The organism is Rhodococcus sp. KBW08, assembly GCF_003852455.1.
Lineage (GTDB): Bacteria > Actinomycetota > Actinomycetes > Mycobacteriales > Mycobacteriaceae > Rhodococcus_F > Rhodococcus_F baikonurensis.
Map to the genome: position 1 here is coordinate 1 of NZ_QAJJ01000047.1, position 12,532 is coordinate 12,532.

16 protein-coding genes and 1 pseudogene are annotated in these 12,532 nt (G+C 61.7%); 8 read left to right on the forward strand and 9 right to left on the reverse strand.

Translation table 11 applies throughout. The annotated features are described in order from the left end of the window. Positions 1–574 precede the first annotated feature (574 nt). Both DBV08_RS32520 and DBV08_RS31825 read right to left on the reverse strand, forming a co-directional pair. Positions 575–751, reverse strand: a complete 177-nt coding sequence (locus DBV08_RS32520) for a hypothetical protein (RefSeq protein ID WP_185565013.1) — start codon at positions 749–751, stop codon at positions 575–577. 157 nt (positions 752–908) lie between these two features. After that, the gene (locus DBV08_RS31825) at positions 909–1,124 is read right to left on the reverse strand and encodes a hypothetical protein (RefSeq protein WP_124570092.1); all 216 of its coding nucleotides are present in this window, start codon (positions 1,122–1,124) and stop codon (positions 909–911) included. A 414-nt stretch (positions 1,125–1,538) separates the two neighbouring features. Between DBV08_RS31825 and DBV08_RS31830 the strand changes: the two genes are divergently transcribed. Then, complete coding sequence (locus DBV08_RS31830; protein WP_124570093.1) at positions 1,539–1,808, forward strand: hypothetical protein; 270 nt, start codon at positions 1,539–1,541, stop codon at positions 1,806–1,808. Between the two features lie 173 nt (positions 1,809–1,981). Here DBV08_RS31830 and DBV08_RS31835 read toward each other — a convergent pair whose 3' ends face one another. The 5 genes from DBV08_RS31835 to DBV08_RS31855 all read right to left on the reverse strand — a co-directional run bounded on the left by DBV08_RS31835 (position 1,982) and on the right by DBV08_RS31855 (position 4,579). Further along, positions 1,982–2,545 carry a GtrA family protein gene (locus tag DBV08_RS31835; protein ID WP_124570095.1) on the reverse strand — a complete coding sequence of 188 codons (564 nt, stop codon included), beginning with the start codon at positions 2,543–2,545 and terminating at the stop codon, positions 1,982–1,984. Positions 2,546–2,628: 83 nt separating this feature from the next. Next, the gene (locus tag DBV08_RS31840; protein WP_124570097.1) at positions 2,629–2,946 is read right to left on the reverse strand and encodes a transcriptional regulator; all 318 of its coding nucleotides are present in this window, start codon (positions 2,944–2,946) and stop codon (positions 2,629–2,631) included. Then, positions 2,943–3,638, reverse strand: a complete 696-nt coding sequence (locus DBV08_RS31845) for a hypothetical protein (protein ID WP_124570099.1) — start codon at positions 3,636–3,638, stop codon at positions 2,943–2,945. The genes DBV08_RS31840 and DBV08_RS31845 overlap by 4 nt, the downstream gene beginning before the upstream one ends. A 131-nt stretch (positions 3,639–3,769) precedes the next feature. Continuing rightward, positions 3,770–3,958: a hypothetical protein gene (locus DBV08_RS31850; RefSeq protein ID WP_124570101.1), complete on the reverse strand. Its 189-nt coding sequence runs from the start codon at positions 3,956–3,958 to the stop codon at positions 3,770–3,772. Between the two features lie 18 nt (positions 3,959–3,976). Next, positions 3,977–4,579, reverse strand: coding sequence for a TetR family transcriptional regulator (locus tag DBV08_RS31855; protein ID WP_260395828.1), 603 nt, complete (start codon positions 4,577–4,579; stop codon positions 3,977–3,979). A 151-nt stretch (positions 4,580–4,730) separates the two neighbouring features. On the opposite strand from DBV08_RS31855, the gene DBV08_RS31860 reads away from it, so the two are divergent. From DBV08_RS31860 to DBV08_RS31870, 4 genes are all read left to right on the forward strand, one after another. After that, positions 4,731–5,684, forward strand: a complete 954-nt coding sequence (locus DBV08_RS31860) for an aldo/keto reductase (RefSeq protein WP_124570105.1) — start codon at positions 4,731–4,733, stop codon at positions 5,682–5,684. A 52-nt stretch (positions 5,685–5,736) separates the two neighbouring features. Next, positions 5,737–6,042, forward strand: coding sequence for a hypothetical protein (locus DBV08_RS33110; protein WP_260395829.1), 306 nt, complete (start codon positions 5,737–5,739; stop codon positions 6,040–6,042). Next, positions 5,979–6,557 carry an acyl-CoA thioesterase domain-containing protein gene (locus DBV08_RS31865; protein ID WP_260395830.1) on the forward strand — a complete coding sequence of 193 codons (579 nt, stop codon included), beginning with the start codon at positions 5,979–5,981 and terminating at the stop codon, positions 6,555–6,557. The genes DBV08_RS33110 and DBV08_RS31865 overlap by 64 nt, the downstream gene beginning before the upstream one ends. A 122-nt stretch (positions 6,558–6,679) precedes the next feature. Next, positions 6,680–7,501 (forward strand): class II aldolase/adducin family protein, encoded by an 822-nt coding sequence (locus DBV08_RS31870; RefSeq protein WP_124570107.1) that lies wholly within the window; start codon positions 6,680–6,682, stop codon positions 7,499–7,501. A gap of 374 nt (positions 7,502–7,875) precedes the next feature. Here DBV08_RS31870 and DBV08_RS31875 read toward each other — a convergent pair whose 3' ends face one another. Further along, on the reverse strand, positions 7,876–8,196 hold the full coding sequence (locus tag DBV08_RS31875; RefSeq protein ID WP_124570109.1) for a type II toxin-antitoxin system PemK/MazF family toxin: 321 nt from the start codon (positions 8,194–8,196) through the stop codon (positions 7,876–7,878). Further along, positions 8,193–8,504 carry a hypothetical protein gene (locus tag DBV08_RS31880; protein ID WP_124570111.1) on the reverse strand — a complete coding sequence of 104 codons (312 nt, stop codon included), beginning with the start codon at positions 8,502–8,504 and terminating at the stop codon, positions 8,193–8,195. The genes DBV08_RS31875 and DBV08_RS31880 overlap by 4 nt, the downstream gene beginning before the upstream one ends. Positions 8,505–9,023: 519 nt before the next feature. Between DBV08_RS31880 and DBV08_RS31885 the strand changes: the two genes are divergently transcribed. The 3 genes and pseudogenes from DBV08_RS31885 (at position 9,024) to DBV08_RS31895 (ending at position 12,425) form a co-directional block, all read left to right on the forward strand. Then, complete coding sequence (locus DBV08_RS31885; RefSeq protein WP_311717460.1) at positions 9,024–9,611, forward strand: TetR/AcrR family transcriptional regulator; 588 nt, start codon at positions 9,024–9,026, stop codon at positions 9,609–9,611. Further along, positions 9,608–11,044, forward strand: coding sequence for an MFS transporter (locus DBV08_RS31890; protein ID WP_124570113.1), 1,437 nt, complete (start codon positions 9,608–9,610; stop codon positions 11,042–11,044). Before DBV08_RS31885 ends, DBV08_RS31890 begins: the two co-directional genes overlap by 4 nt. A gap of 374 nt (positions 11,045–11,418) precedes the next feature. Continuing rightward, positions 11,419–12,425, forward strand: a pseudogene (locus DBV08_RS31895) (IS481 family transposase). Positions 12,426–12,532 lie beyond the last annotated feature (107 nt).

The following is a 12,532-nucleotide window of genomic DNA, read 5'->3' on the forward strand; positions in this document are numbered from 1 at the left end:
AACGCCATGCAGAGGTGTTCCACCTGTAAGGCCATCGGTCCGGGCGGTAACTGTCCAGGGTGGGGGAGAGGGTGCATTGGTCGAGGGTAACTGGATGGAGGCGCAGGCGCGGAGGCCCAGTGCTGGAGTGGACGGCGCACCGCCGGTGTCGGTCTGAGCCGGGATGTGCAGGCGCACGTTGGGCGGCAAAAGAGTTCGCAGTGAGAGTGCCGAATGTGGTTCACGTCCAGCGACTTAGGCTCTCCCCTCCGGCGGCAGTGGGGAGCGCTCGCCGCTGTCGCCGCGCCCACAGGCTGGCATGGCTGCGACGAGGTGGCACCACCCACCTTTGTCCGGAGCGGGGAGTGCATTCGCGGATATTTAAACAGCGGTGCAACCGCGGGTTCGGTGTCCGTGCTGGGCTTCGGAATTGACCCGGATCAAAGCCCGAGCGGGGGTCTTCCGCTGTACGCCGGGAGCATGCTTCGTCCTGCGGGGTGGGGGGTAGAATGTGCTTCAGTATGCCGCTGGCACTGTTGGGTGAGGACTCGTTCTTTGCGATGAACTTGCGGTCTGGTGTGGTCGGGGAATCTGTCTAGGTGTCGAGTGGCTCCCAATAGTCCAGACCGACCATCACGCCCTGGCCGAATCCATTTCGAGTGAGTGCATCGTGGGCATCGGCGCCCTTGTGATCTGTGCTCGGGTGGCCGTCCTTCCAGTGGAACCGGAAGGTCTTCAGCGGGGAATCCGACTCAGCGGCGGTTGAACTCATGGGGAGAGAATATGCGAATAGGGAGTGCCGTATTCAAGGAAGGCACTGCAGCGGGGGTGTTCGAAATGTTGCCCGGCCGTTCGTGGATGGAATCTACCAACGAGAACGGCTCCCAACCCCTGGGAGGGTGGAGTCGCTGAAAGCGTACGCGTAAGTGCTAGGACATTTTACGCAGCAGATCGGTGTGAAACTTGCCTGGCGTGGCGATTTCGTGCGCTTCACCGCTCACGTCGAACCATCGGCCGTCCTCGAGGTTCGCGTAACTGCCCTCGACGGCGACGACGCGTGCGGTGAAGCGGTCCTGGTTCGTGCCGACACCGTCGTCGACGATCTTCTGAACGGTGTCCCCGGGACTGATGCGTGCGGCACTCATGTAGTGGCCCTCTCTGATGAGTGGATAGCGGTGCGGAATCGACTGGTGGAGTGCAACTGTGCTCCGAGCGCTCAATGGCGTACCAAGTGAGTTGGTAGGCGGAACGGCGTTGAGGCCGACGCCCCCGGAGCGAAACCGGTCACCGGTGCGCCTCGTGATCGTGACGGTAGGAGGGAGAGCGCTCTGTGGGAAACTACAACAGGCCGCCGACCACAACCCCCAGTGGAGGTGCCGGGAACCCACCATCCATTCGCCAGCACTGCCGCGGGAGGCGTCGCAGCGGGGAACTCGGGGAACTGAAGCCCGAACTACACGAGCTGCATATGTGAAAACATCTGTAGTACAACGCCGTCGAGCAACACGACGACCCAAGTCTGAGGTACAAAATGCGAACGATGATACTGGCGGACCGAGATGCGGGAGTGGTACACCCAGGAGGAGTACGCCACGATGCTCTCCTCGTATCCATGGAAGATCGATGTCGTTGTCACACACGCGCCACCGGAAAGCGTCAATGACGAGAGCGACTCGGCCCACACGGGCATCACGGTGCTGCGGGAGTACGTCGACGTCGTCGGCCCCCAATATCTGCTGCACGGACATACGTTCCCTGACCCCCCGCTCGAACAAGTCGGCCGGACGAGCGTCATCTACACGCACGGGATGCGGATCGTCACGTTGTGACAGTCCAATCGGGGAGCAGTCGAAGTCGCGGACAGGCGGCGATCGCGTTGGGATCGCCTCGGAATGCTCGGTGCACCAGTCTTGCGCAATATTGTCCAGGTAGTGCGCAGAGCAGGTGTAGCGAAGCTCGCGGCCGAGTGCGGCGACGTCCCGCACTGCCTGGCTTCGAACAATCAGTCGAGAGCCGTCGTCTCAGATGACGGAGCCTCGAAACCCGGCGCCACCTCGGTGTCGTGAACGGCGGGGCTGTGACGGATTTCGTCAGGGAAGACGAATCGGCGCATCGCCCACCATCGGAAGCTCGTCGCGAGAAGGGTTCCGATGAGGGATCCGCTGACGAAGTCCGCAAGGTTTTCTGCCAGCACGGACACTTCGGGTTGGCGCCAGTCGAAGACGTATCGTGAAGTCCACAGCGGGATTTGATTGATGCCCGTGCCGATCCCCGCAATCACGAAAAACAGAGCAGCCTCGTGGTGGCGCTGCCTGCCCCCGCGCTGTGAGAATGACCACTCCCGATTGAGAACATAGGACAAGACGGTTGCGACCAGGATCGCGAGGATGTTGGCAGTCACCGGATTATCAGGTAGCACTGTCCATTTGATACCGAAGAACAGCACAGTAGTTACGACGAAGGCGATTCCGCCGACCACGATGAATTTCAACATCTCTGCGTGGGGGAGCGCCCAAACGAGAACCCGGTCCGGAAACCTGTTGAGTATCTTGCCGACAAACGCCATCGCTCCAGGCTATCCGGTTATCAGGACTGGCTGGCGGGGCGCCCTCAGTTCGATCCCTTGGGGTAGTTTGAGTGCAACTCGAACTACCCCAAGGTGCCTTCGACCTGCCTGACGAGTTCTTTCAACGCCAAAATCTCTTTCTCCAGTAGTTCTCGGCCGCGGCCGGTAATCGAGACCCACGTCTTCGCGTTGCGTCCAGCCAGTACCGGGTCCTTACGCACTCGCACTATCTCCGCTTCGGACAACACCCTCAGATGGGCGGACAAGTTCCCCGACGTCAACTCGAGTGCATCCCGGATGTAGATGAACTCTGCCGCATCGACGTCGGAGACAATAGCCAAAATCCCCAACCGTGCACGCTGATGAACAAGATCATCGAGGCCGGCGGCCGGATGTTTCATCGGCGTCGTTGCTCAGACAGAGCGCACATAAAGGCGCTCACCAGGAGCACGACTGTAGGAAGCAAGATATTGGGGTACAGCGCCTGACTGCTCGTCAGATACGTACCCTTGAGGAGGTTCGCCAGATCGTAGAAGCCGGCGAGAATGCTCGCCGCGAAGTTGACAATTGCAATCACGATGAGCAACGAATCCCGTTGCGCGAGACTCCATCCCAGTAACCCGATTGCGATGATCAGCACAGGGACCATTCCACGCTGGTCGGCTTGGTCTGGAATCAACCACCGGAACCAATGGACTCCGAAAATGACGAGACATGCTGCGCCATAGACGACAATTCCTGTGGCAACTGAGCGGATAATACTGCCGCGCACCCCGGTGGAGTAGCCCGCGATCAGCACATACGCCGCAATCAGCAGGTAGGCCACCGGAAGTGCCAGAAGCCAATAGGCGGTAAGCAATTCCGGCTTCTCGAAGTTTGTGAAGATACCCGCGAAGCCACCCTCATCCCAGGAGAGGGGCTGCATCTGGCCCGATTGCGCAGGGTCAGGATTGCCCATCTTGTACAGCGGGAGTGAGAATCCGATCGTCAGAGCCAGAATGAGTAGGGGAATAGAGCGCCGAGGGCGTGCGGATCGCGCGCCGTTTCTCAATCGCGTGACAGTATTCAGTACTTTTTGAGGATCTTCGGTCATGCCACACCTCCCTAAGCGCGTACTTTAAGTTTGCATGGCAAACCAAAAACGTCAATCACCGGCCACCCCCACGCGCCGCCACAATCACTCGAATCCTCTATGCCAGAGCGCAGCTAAACAGCTGAAACTAGCTAAGTGAGTGTGGACGTCATCGTCTGTTCGGGGAGAGGATCGCCGAGAGGCACGAATACTTCGGAGCTTCCGTCAGATTCGGGCTCCTCTTGGATCGACTCCGGTTCTGCCCGGGCAAGACCGAGCGCACCAGCTATTGCAAAGGCAATCAGCAGGGCTACCGTTGCTGCGACTGCTTTGATCCGCATGCGATCCCTCCTAATGCGTCATGACATACGGTGCGGCAGGCGGGTATCCGGATCCAAAGCGGGAAATAGGCGCTCGACCGCGGCGACGATGGCCGCCCGGCGGTCTGCCAGGAACTGGTCGCGCGCACTTTTTGTCGCAGGCAGGCCGGGCTGGTCGGCCCAGGACGATGCGAGCTGGCTGACGAAGACGAGGACGTCGAGCGGGTCCCACGAGGGATCGAGCAGGCCGTCCTGTTGTGCACGGCGCAGCTTCGCCGTCTTGTTCCGGGCCGTCTCCCGGGCGGCGTCGTCGGTGCCGACGAATTCGAGCTCCCCCCAACGCATTATGCGCCGGTTGTCGGGGTTGGCGACGAAGTAGTCGTGGACCCGTCCTGCGTAGCCGGGCAGATCGGCGGGATCTAACTGCGTCGCCTCGGCAACTGCGTCGAGCTCACGGGCGGCGACGAAGCGATAGAGCTCTTCTTTACTGCGAAAGTAGGCGTAGACCCGTTCCTTGCTGGTCTTGGCAGATTTCGCGATCCGATCGATGCGCGCACCGGCGATCCCGTACCGCGCGAATTCGGCCGTGGCCGCTTCGACAATGCGGTCACGAGACGAATCGATGCGAGACGAGGACGACACTCGGAAAACCATACCAAGTCGCCCTATTTGGATTGACCAAGATGTTGAAGCACCCTTCCTCGTATTGCACCAAACGGTTGGTTTGCCGTTTCCGTGAGTTGACGTTAGCATCACACCAAACGGTTTGGTTTGGCTACGGAGGGGGCAATAAATGCAGGACAGGGCAGTGGGAACGCAAGGACTGACCGTCTCGGCGGTAGGTTACGGATCGATGGGCACGGTGGTCGGGTACGGAGCCAGCGACGACACCGAATCGGTCGCAGCGATCCGCCGTGCACATGATCTCGGCGTGACTTTCTTCGACACCGCCGAGATGTACGGCTGGGGGGAGGGGGAGAAACTCCTCGGCCGCGCGGTGGCGCCTTTTCGTGACGAGGTGGTGATCGCCACCAAGTTCGGGTTCACCCCCCGCTTCGGGACCGACTCACGCCCCGAGCACATCCGCGAGGTGGTCGAGACAAGCCTGCGCAACCTGGGGGTGGAGAGTATCGATCTGCTCTATCAGCACCGAGTCGACCCCGCTGTACCGATCGAGGACGTTGTCGCCACCATGGCCGAGTTCGTCGACGCCGGCAAGGTGAGATACCTCGGTTTGTCCGAAGCGCCGCCCGAAGACATCCGCAAAGCTCATGCGGTACACCCGATCTCGGCTCTGCAAACCGAGTACTCGATCTTCGCTCAGGATGCCGAACCGCTGTTCCCTCTGCTGGAAGAGCTCGGCATCGGATTCGTCGCCTATTCCCCCCTGGCACGTGGATTCCTCACCGGCACAGCGAAACCGGCTCGCGACTACGACCCGACCGACTTCCGTGCCCTCATGCCCTGGTGGAATGCCGACAACTATGACGTCAACGCACGCATCGTCGGCCAGCTCACCGAACTCGCCGACGCCCAAGCCATGACGGTCTCGCAGCTCGCACTGGCCTGGACTCTTGCCCAACGCGACTACATCGTCCCGATTCCGGGCTCGCGAAACCCCGACCGCGTCGCGCAGAACATCGCAGCCGGTGACATTGCGCTGACCGCCGAGGACCTCGAGCGCATCGCCGCGATCGCTCCCGACGGCGGGCAGGGCGGCCGCGGCACTCCCTCGCCATGGCTGTAGAAAACAGCAGGCCCGGGCACGTCGATACCCCGTCTCCGACGGAGGAGACGTCATGGCCGCGTTCTTCACGTGCGAGAACGGGCGGTACATCCCGGGCCGCAAGTCCTTAAGCGCCGGGAGCGCCACCCAGTTGTCCGGCACCGTCGTCTGTGGACTGTTGGCGCACGGGCTGGAGACCTGCAGTCCAGGAACAGAGTTCGTGCCTGCCCGGTTCACAGTCGACATGTTCAGCCCGGTTCTCGACGAACCGATCGAACTGCGCAGCGCGGTCGTCAGGATGGCAACCGTATCCGGGTGGCCGACGCGCACATCGTTCAGCAAAACCAGGTCCGGGCCCGCGCAACCGCTCAGTTCCTGATCGCCTCCGCCGAGCCGCCCGGGAAGATCTGGCGACCTACCCATGACATGCCCGTTCCTGACGCCCGCCTCGACCTCGCGGACGGCTCGATGCCTTTGTTCAAATCCGGGGCCGGCGAGTGGACGCACAGCTTCACCTCCGGCTTGAACTCGCACCGCAAAATCGTGTGGAACAACATCCCGCCTCTGGTGGACGGCATGCCCATCACCGCGTTCGAGCGCTCGGCCGTCGTCGCCGACTTCACCAACCTGGTGTGCAACTGGGGTACAGCGGGGGTCGGCTACATCAACACCGACGTCACCATGACCCTGTCCCGGCTACCGGAAGGGCCAGAGCTGGGCCTACATGCCTGGGACAACGTATCTGCGAACGGGATCGCGGTCGGGACCGCGAGCCTCTACGACCGCACCGGACCACTGGGGACCTGCACGATCACTGCACTGTCCAACGCTCGTCGGCAGGTCGACGTGGCGGTTGCAGGCGAGGCACAGCCAGCGACCGCCGGCATGATCTGAGCCTTCTTGGCCTAGCGGGCTGCGATCGCGGCCCACGTCCGATTCATCACCGCTCGCCGCCCTTTCGTTTCGGCGGCGCCACTCCCACACAGATAGTTTCTTTGAGAAAGGCAACTCGCTCCATGACCATCACTGCAACGGATCCCAGACCGCGTGAACGCGCTGAGAAGGCGGTCGGATTCGCCGACCGCGAATTGCCGTTCCCGCTGCCACCGACTTTCGACTCGGTCGACGCCGAGCGCGAGTACCGAAAAGAGCAACTGGCCGATGGCTTCAAGATCTTCAGCCGGCTCGGATTCTCCGAGGGCGTGACCGGGCACATCACGGTACGAGACCCCGGCGAACCGGACACTTTCTGGGTCAACCCGTTCGGCATGGCGTTCTCTCGGATCACGGCGTCGGACCTGGTCCGCTGCGACCATGACGGCAACGTCGTGGAGGGGCGCTTTCACGTCAACCGCCCGGCCTTCGTCATTCACGCAGAGGTGCACCGTGCCCGGCCTGATGCCGTGGCTTCAGCACATGCGCACTCGCTGCACGGCAAGGTTTTCTCCACGCTCGGGATCCCGCTGGACCCGCTCACCCCGGACGCGTGCGCGTTTTTCGAAGACCACGGCCTGTACGCGGAATTCGGCGGTGTCGCCAACGATGTCGAGGAGGGCAAGCGGATCGCCGAGTCACTGGGAGATCACAAGGCCGCGATCCTGCAGAACCACGGGCTGATCACAGTCGGCAAGTCGGTGGCCGAGGCAGTGTGGTGGTTCGTATCGATGGACCGCGCATGCCAGGCGCAATTGCTGGCGATGGCAGCCGGCACGCCGAAACCGATCGACCGTGAATCCGCGCTGAAGGTCCGTAGGCAGACCGGCGGGCACTTCTCGGACTGGTTTCAAGCCCAGCCGATGTGGGCTGAACTGGCGGATCAGACTTTATCAACTTCCTGATACCCGCACCGGGGGCGTCCAGCGCGTGACGAAGGATTAATCACTCGCTGCCGAGGGCCACGAGCACGACATACAGATCGTGCCACAACCACTATTTGTCGCCGATGATCTGCCACCGCTAAATTGCATTACATAGCCACCCCATCGTGGTGGGGCTGGAAGTGAGCCACAGGATTACTCGCCGGATGGCGAGGCCTGTGGCTCGCGACATTTCACGAGATCGACGCACCGGGCGATCGAACTCCCACGTTTCGTCAAATACTCGCTGGTTCCCACCCTGGCTTGCGCCACCACGTTGGCGCTGAACGGTGTCCGCAACAGATATACCCCCTGCCCCTTCGATCGCTTGAATTCACCGACCCGATAGTTGCCGATCAGGGCAGTCCGAGTGCGATCGCGAGTGCTTTGTTCAGTTTGACCACGGTCGCGGGGGAGAGCGATCCCGCAGGCCTGCTTGCGGCGATCTCGTCGTCGAAGAGCTGGATGAGGTCATCCGCCACGATCGAACCGACGAGAGGATCGGCGGCCCCGAGGGGGACGGCTGTCGGAACGCCGGGCTTCGGTGTGGTGGTCACGCGTGCGGCGAGGACTGTGTTCAGGTTGCGGTTGCGGACGTTGTTGGACACCACAACCCACGGCTTCTCACCATGTCCCATATCGAACCAGTAGATCTGACCGCGAAGCGCGGCCGTCATTCGCTGTAAGCCTGATCGACACGCTCGGCATAGCGATTACGACGTGTTCGCTGCTCACTCAGCCCCTCCGCTTGATCCTTGGCAAGCTCGGCATAGCCAGCCTCGAGCGCCTTCTCGCGAAGTGATTCTGCGCCCGCACGCAGCAGGGCTCGGGCGATCCCGGACTCGGAATTGTCACGGATGGTGATGTGCTGCTGCTGAGCCCATTCCCGCAGGATTCCTGCTTCGCGCCGTTCGGGGTCGGCGAATAGGGCGAGTTCCGCCTGGTCGTCGCTGTCGAGTGTTACAGGCAGCCGTTTCACATCCATGTTTCATATTGTGACTCACTTTGTGCGTCACAGCAATGAGTTTTCCGACACAGCCGAATATGTCGGAGGCATCGATGCGGGCCGCACTGCTGCACTCCTACGCCGGGGCCGGACGCTCCGGCAACTTCATCAGAACCGGCTCAGCACCGGTACGCCCACTGACCGCCATCCAAAGTTCACCGTGCCGGCCTGCCCCCTGCCCGGGGCCGGGCTCCACCCTTGGACCTCACCGGGTTCTGCAATCCTGCCCATCTGTTGTCTGCTGCGCTGGCGATTCGTTGTTCATACGATCTCCGACCAGATCTGGTCCTGGTCAGCGTGATGCCACTCAGGAACGATGGTGATGCATTGCAGAAAGTTGATGAACTGCCCGGCCTTTGGGCGTACCGCTGCCGCGTCAGGTCCGCATTTCCCTCCCCGATTGGAGGCTCTGACAGCGAGAGTGTTCCGTCACATATCTACGATCAAATTCGTATTTTTGTTAGTAGTTAGTGACTACTAACTACTATTCTCGGCGGGGTGAGTACACGTGAAGTCAAGCGAATGACCGCCCAGCAGCGACGCGAACAGCTGCTCGCTCTGGCAGCCGAGGAGTTCGCCGCAGCCGGCCTGCACGGCGCGTCGATGGAAGCACTCGCCCACCGCGCGGGAATCTCGCAGGCCTACATCTTTCGACTGTTCGGTACCAAGAAGGCACTGTTCCTCCAAGTCGTCCAGCGTGCGTTCACGCACCTCATCGACGGGATGGACCGCACAGCCGCAGACACCACAGGACCCGAGTCGGTTGCCGTGATGGGCGAGTTCTACAACAACAGCACCCTGTCGAACCGCACCGAGTTGCTGGTACAACTGCAAGCCTTCGCCGCATGCGGTGACCGCGAGGTTCGCGATGCGGTGCGCAATCACATGGCCGGAATGTGGACGGCGACAGCCGATCACACGGGTATGCCTCCGGTGGCGGTGAAAAGTTTCCTCGCCTACGGCATGTTGCTCAACGTCGCCGCGGCGCTGGACATCGACGACATCGACACCGAGTGGGCGCGCGGCATCCGCACCCGCATCCATGCCGGACTGTTCGATCATCTGACCGAGGAGAACAACCAATGAACGCCTCCACAACTCCCGAGACACACCGCAGCGGAACCGCCAAGCGCGGCGACACCAACATGGTGGCGGCACTGGTCTTCATCGCATTGGTGGTCGCAGCAATCGGAAGCTTGGGAGCGCCCCTCATCACCTCCGTAGCCGAGGACTACGACGTTTCACTGTCCACCGCTCAATGGACGTTGACCATCACACTGCTGACCGGCGCTGTCGCCACCCCACTTCTCGGCCGCCTCGGCGCCGCCCACCGGCGACGAAAAGTCGTCCTGTCCACTCTGACCGTCGTGGCGCTGGGCAGTGTGGCGACCGTCGTGCCCGCACCGTTCGTCGTGCTCCTGCTCGGCCGGGCAGCACAGGGGATCGGATTGGGCCTGACTGCACTGATGATGGCGACCGCCCGCCAACACCTCCGGGACCGCGCAGAGGGCACGATCGCAATGCTGTCCGTGGCCTCCACGGTCGGCATCGGTGTGGGATACCCCATCGCGAGCTTGTTGGTCCAAGTGTGGGGCGTCCGCGCGGCATACCTACTCGGTGTCGTGGTCGCAGTCGCCGCGCTGATCACCGCCGTCGTCGCACTCCCCGCTGACAATACGGCCGCACCAGACAAGGAGTCGGTGGACTGGTGGGGAGCGTCCCTTCTCTCCGTCGGACTTGTTGCGGTGCTTGTAGTTACGAGCCAGTCGAGCTGTTGGTCGAGCAGGCCGATGGTAGTCGTATCGGTCCTCCTCGGCGGGGCAGCGGTGTTGGCCGTGTGGGTCGCCGTCGAGCGGAAAGTGGCGCATCCGCTGGTGGACCTGACCGCGCTGCGGCACCCGGCGGTCGCTGGCGCCAACCTGATCATGTTCGTCTCCGGTATCGCCATGTACTTGCTCTTCACCCTGATCACCCGCTTCGTTCAGACTCCCCCGGAGGTCGGCTACGGTTACGGGCTCAACGAGGTCGAGGCGGGCTTGGTGCTGGTCCCGTTCTCCGCGCTGGGTTTCGTCGCAGGACGTGTCGTGCCCAAGGCGCGCCGCAAGGTCAGCCCATTTGGCTTACTCATCGCCAACGGTGTCGTTATCGCCCTCGCGTGTGTCCTGTTCGCCACCGTCCGGGACATGGGCGTGGCGTGGCCGATCGCGATCATGGGGTTGTTGGGCTTCGGTGTCGGAGGCTTCTCCGCCGTGATGCCCCAGGTGATCCTGGCAGTCACACCCTCCGAAGAGACCGCGGCCGCGATGAGCGTCAACCAGGTCGTGCGTTCGGTCGGCTTCTCCATCGGTAGTGCCGCCAGTGGTGTGATCTTGGCCGCGCACACTATGACCGGTTCCTTTTCCCCCACCAACTCGGGCTACTCGACCGCAGCGTGGACCGCATGCGCTCTGGCACTCCTCACCATCGTGGTCACTGCTGGAATCAATGCCTCTCGAAACAACCGGCCACCGTCGCAGTGAAGAACCGAAGAAGCAACACAGTGACCGCCGGGCGAGCAACGTGCTCGCCGTACTTCCGACGAAGTCTTCTTCACCGATCCGCCGCTTTCTTGGCCTTTGTGAAGGGAAATGAACTCCCGAAACTCTGCCGTACACGGCGCTGCAGCGCGTACGGTGCTTTTGGCCAGAAAGCGATCACAGCGCACGCACCTCGGCGGCCGTGACCGGTGTCTTCTGGTGGAGAATTTGGCGTATACCGCAGAAACATGCGTCAGTGAGACCTAGTTGTTGTGGGTATGGACGTTGCTGACGCGGGACTGAAGTAGACGGGCTGGTCCTCGGCGTAAGAATGGGAGTTGCGACACAACCGTTCTCGGCCAAAAAGGACCAGCCCTATGACACACCGTAATGCCCCTTGACTGTCGAGGGAAGGCGACGCCTGATCGAGCGGTGCCAGAGCCGTCCGATCGCCCACGTAGCCGCCGAAATGGGTATCTCCCGCCAATGCGCCTCCACATGGGTCAACCGGTACCGCAAGTACGGTGACCTGGGATTACAAGACCGATCCAGCGCACCGAAGCACCACCCGACCGCCACAGCGGCAGAGGTCGTCACCGAGATCGAAGCGATGCGACGGACCCGGAAATGGTCGGCCTCACGGATCACATTCGAGCTGCGCACCGACGGCATCACCATTGCTCGTCGAACGGTCACGAGAATCTTGCGGGACCTCGGTCTGAATCGTCGCCGGTTCATCGATCCGAACGGCGAAACCACCCGAAAACCGCAGTTCATCGTTGCGAAACGACCTGGTCAGATGGTCCATGTCGATGTGAAGAAAGTCGGAAGAATCCCGGACGGCGGCGGTTGGCGTGCCCACGGCCGCGGGTCCGACCAGGCCAAACGATCCCAACGGCGGAAAACCCGAGCGAAGCAACCTCGAATCGGTTATACCTACCTGCACTCCGCGATCGACGGCAACACCCGTTTGGCGTACACCGAGGCACGCGACAATGAAACCGCTGCAACAGCCATCGATTTCATGCACAACGCCCGACTCTTCTTCGCTGCACACGGCATCACCCGTATCGAACGCGTGATCACCGACAACGGATCATGCTACCGGGCAGCAGATTTCACCGCTTCACTCCGTGAAGCGAGGCACTACCGCATCAAGCCGTACACGCCGAAACACAACGGGAAAGTCGAACGCTACAACCGCATCCTCGCCGAAGAACTGTTGTACTCCCGTGAGTACACCAGCGAGGAGCAACGACGCACCGCCGTGGAAATCTGGAACGTTCACTACAATTATCACCGACCGCATTCAACACGCGGAGGACGACCGCCAGCCGCTTATCGCCGGCACCGCGTAACTAACGTCCGTGCCTCATACAACTAGCCGCGTTTTCGGTCGTATCGTCATGGGGCATATCGAGGGGTGTCGAACGCGTGGATTCTGTACGGGGTCGAAGGGCGAAACTCGCTGTGGCGGGGCTGATTTTCGCT

Bases quoted from the DNA above. Each gene is read 5' to 3' on its own strand.
- DBV08_RS32520 (WP_185565013.1), bottom strand. From the start codon at position 751: ATGAGTTCAACCGCCGCTGAGTCGGATTCCCCGCTGAAGACCTTCCGG.
- DBV08_RS31825 (WP_124570092.1), bottom strand. From the start codon at position 1,124: ATGAGTGCCGCACGCATCAGTCCCGGGGACACCGTTCAGAAGATCGTC.
- DBV08_RS31830 (WP_124570093.1), top strand. From the start codon at position 1,539: ATGCGGGAGTGGTACACCCAGGAGGAGTACGCCACGATGCTCTCCTCG.
- DBV08_RS31835 (WP_124570095.1), bottom strand. From the start codon at position 2,545: ATGGCGTTTGTCGGCAAGATACTCAACAGGTTTCCGGACCGGGTTCTC.
- DBV08_RS31840 (WP_124570097.1), bottom strand. From the start codon at position 2,946: ATGAAACATCCGGCCGCCGGCCTCGATGATCTTGTTCATCAGCGTGCA.
- DBV08_RS31845 (WP_124570099.1), bottom strand. From the start codon at position 3,638: ATGACCGAAGATCCTCAAAAAGTACTGAATACTGTCACGCGATTGAGA.
- DBV08_RS31850 (WP_124570101.1), bottom strand. From the start codon at position 3,958: ATGCGGATCAAAGCAGTCGCAGCAACGGTAGCCCTGCTGATTGCCTTT.
- DBV08_RS31860 (WP_124570105.1), top strand. From the start codon at position 4,731: ATGCAGGACAGGGCAGTGGGAACGCAAGGACTGACCGTCTCGGCGGTA.
- DBV08_RS33110 (WP_260395829.1), top strand. From the start codon at position 5,737: ATGGCCGCGTTCTTCACGTGCGAGAACGGGCGGTACATCCCGGGCCGC.
- DBV08_RS31870 (WP_124570107.1), top strand. From the start codon at position 6,680: ATGACCATCACTGCAACGGATCCCAGACCGCGTGAACGCGCTGAGAAG.
- DBV08_RS31875 (WP_124570109.1), bottom strand. From the start codon at position 8,196: ATGACGGCCGCGCTTCGCGGTCAGATCTACTGGTTCGATATGGGACAT.
- DBV08_RS31880 (WP_124570111.1), bottom strand. From the start codon at position 8,504: ATGGATGTGAAACGGCTGCCTGTAACACTCGACAGCGACGACCAGGCG.
- DBV08_RS31890 (WP_124570113.1), top strand. From the start codon at position 9,608: ATGAACGCCTCCACAACTCCCGAGACACACCGCAGCGGAACCGCCAAG.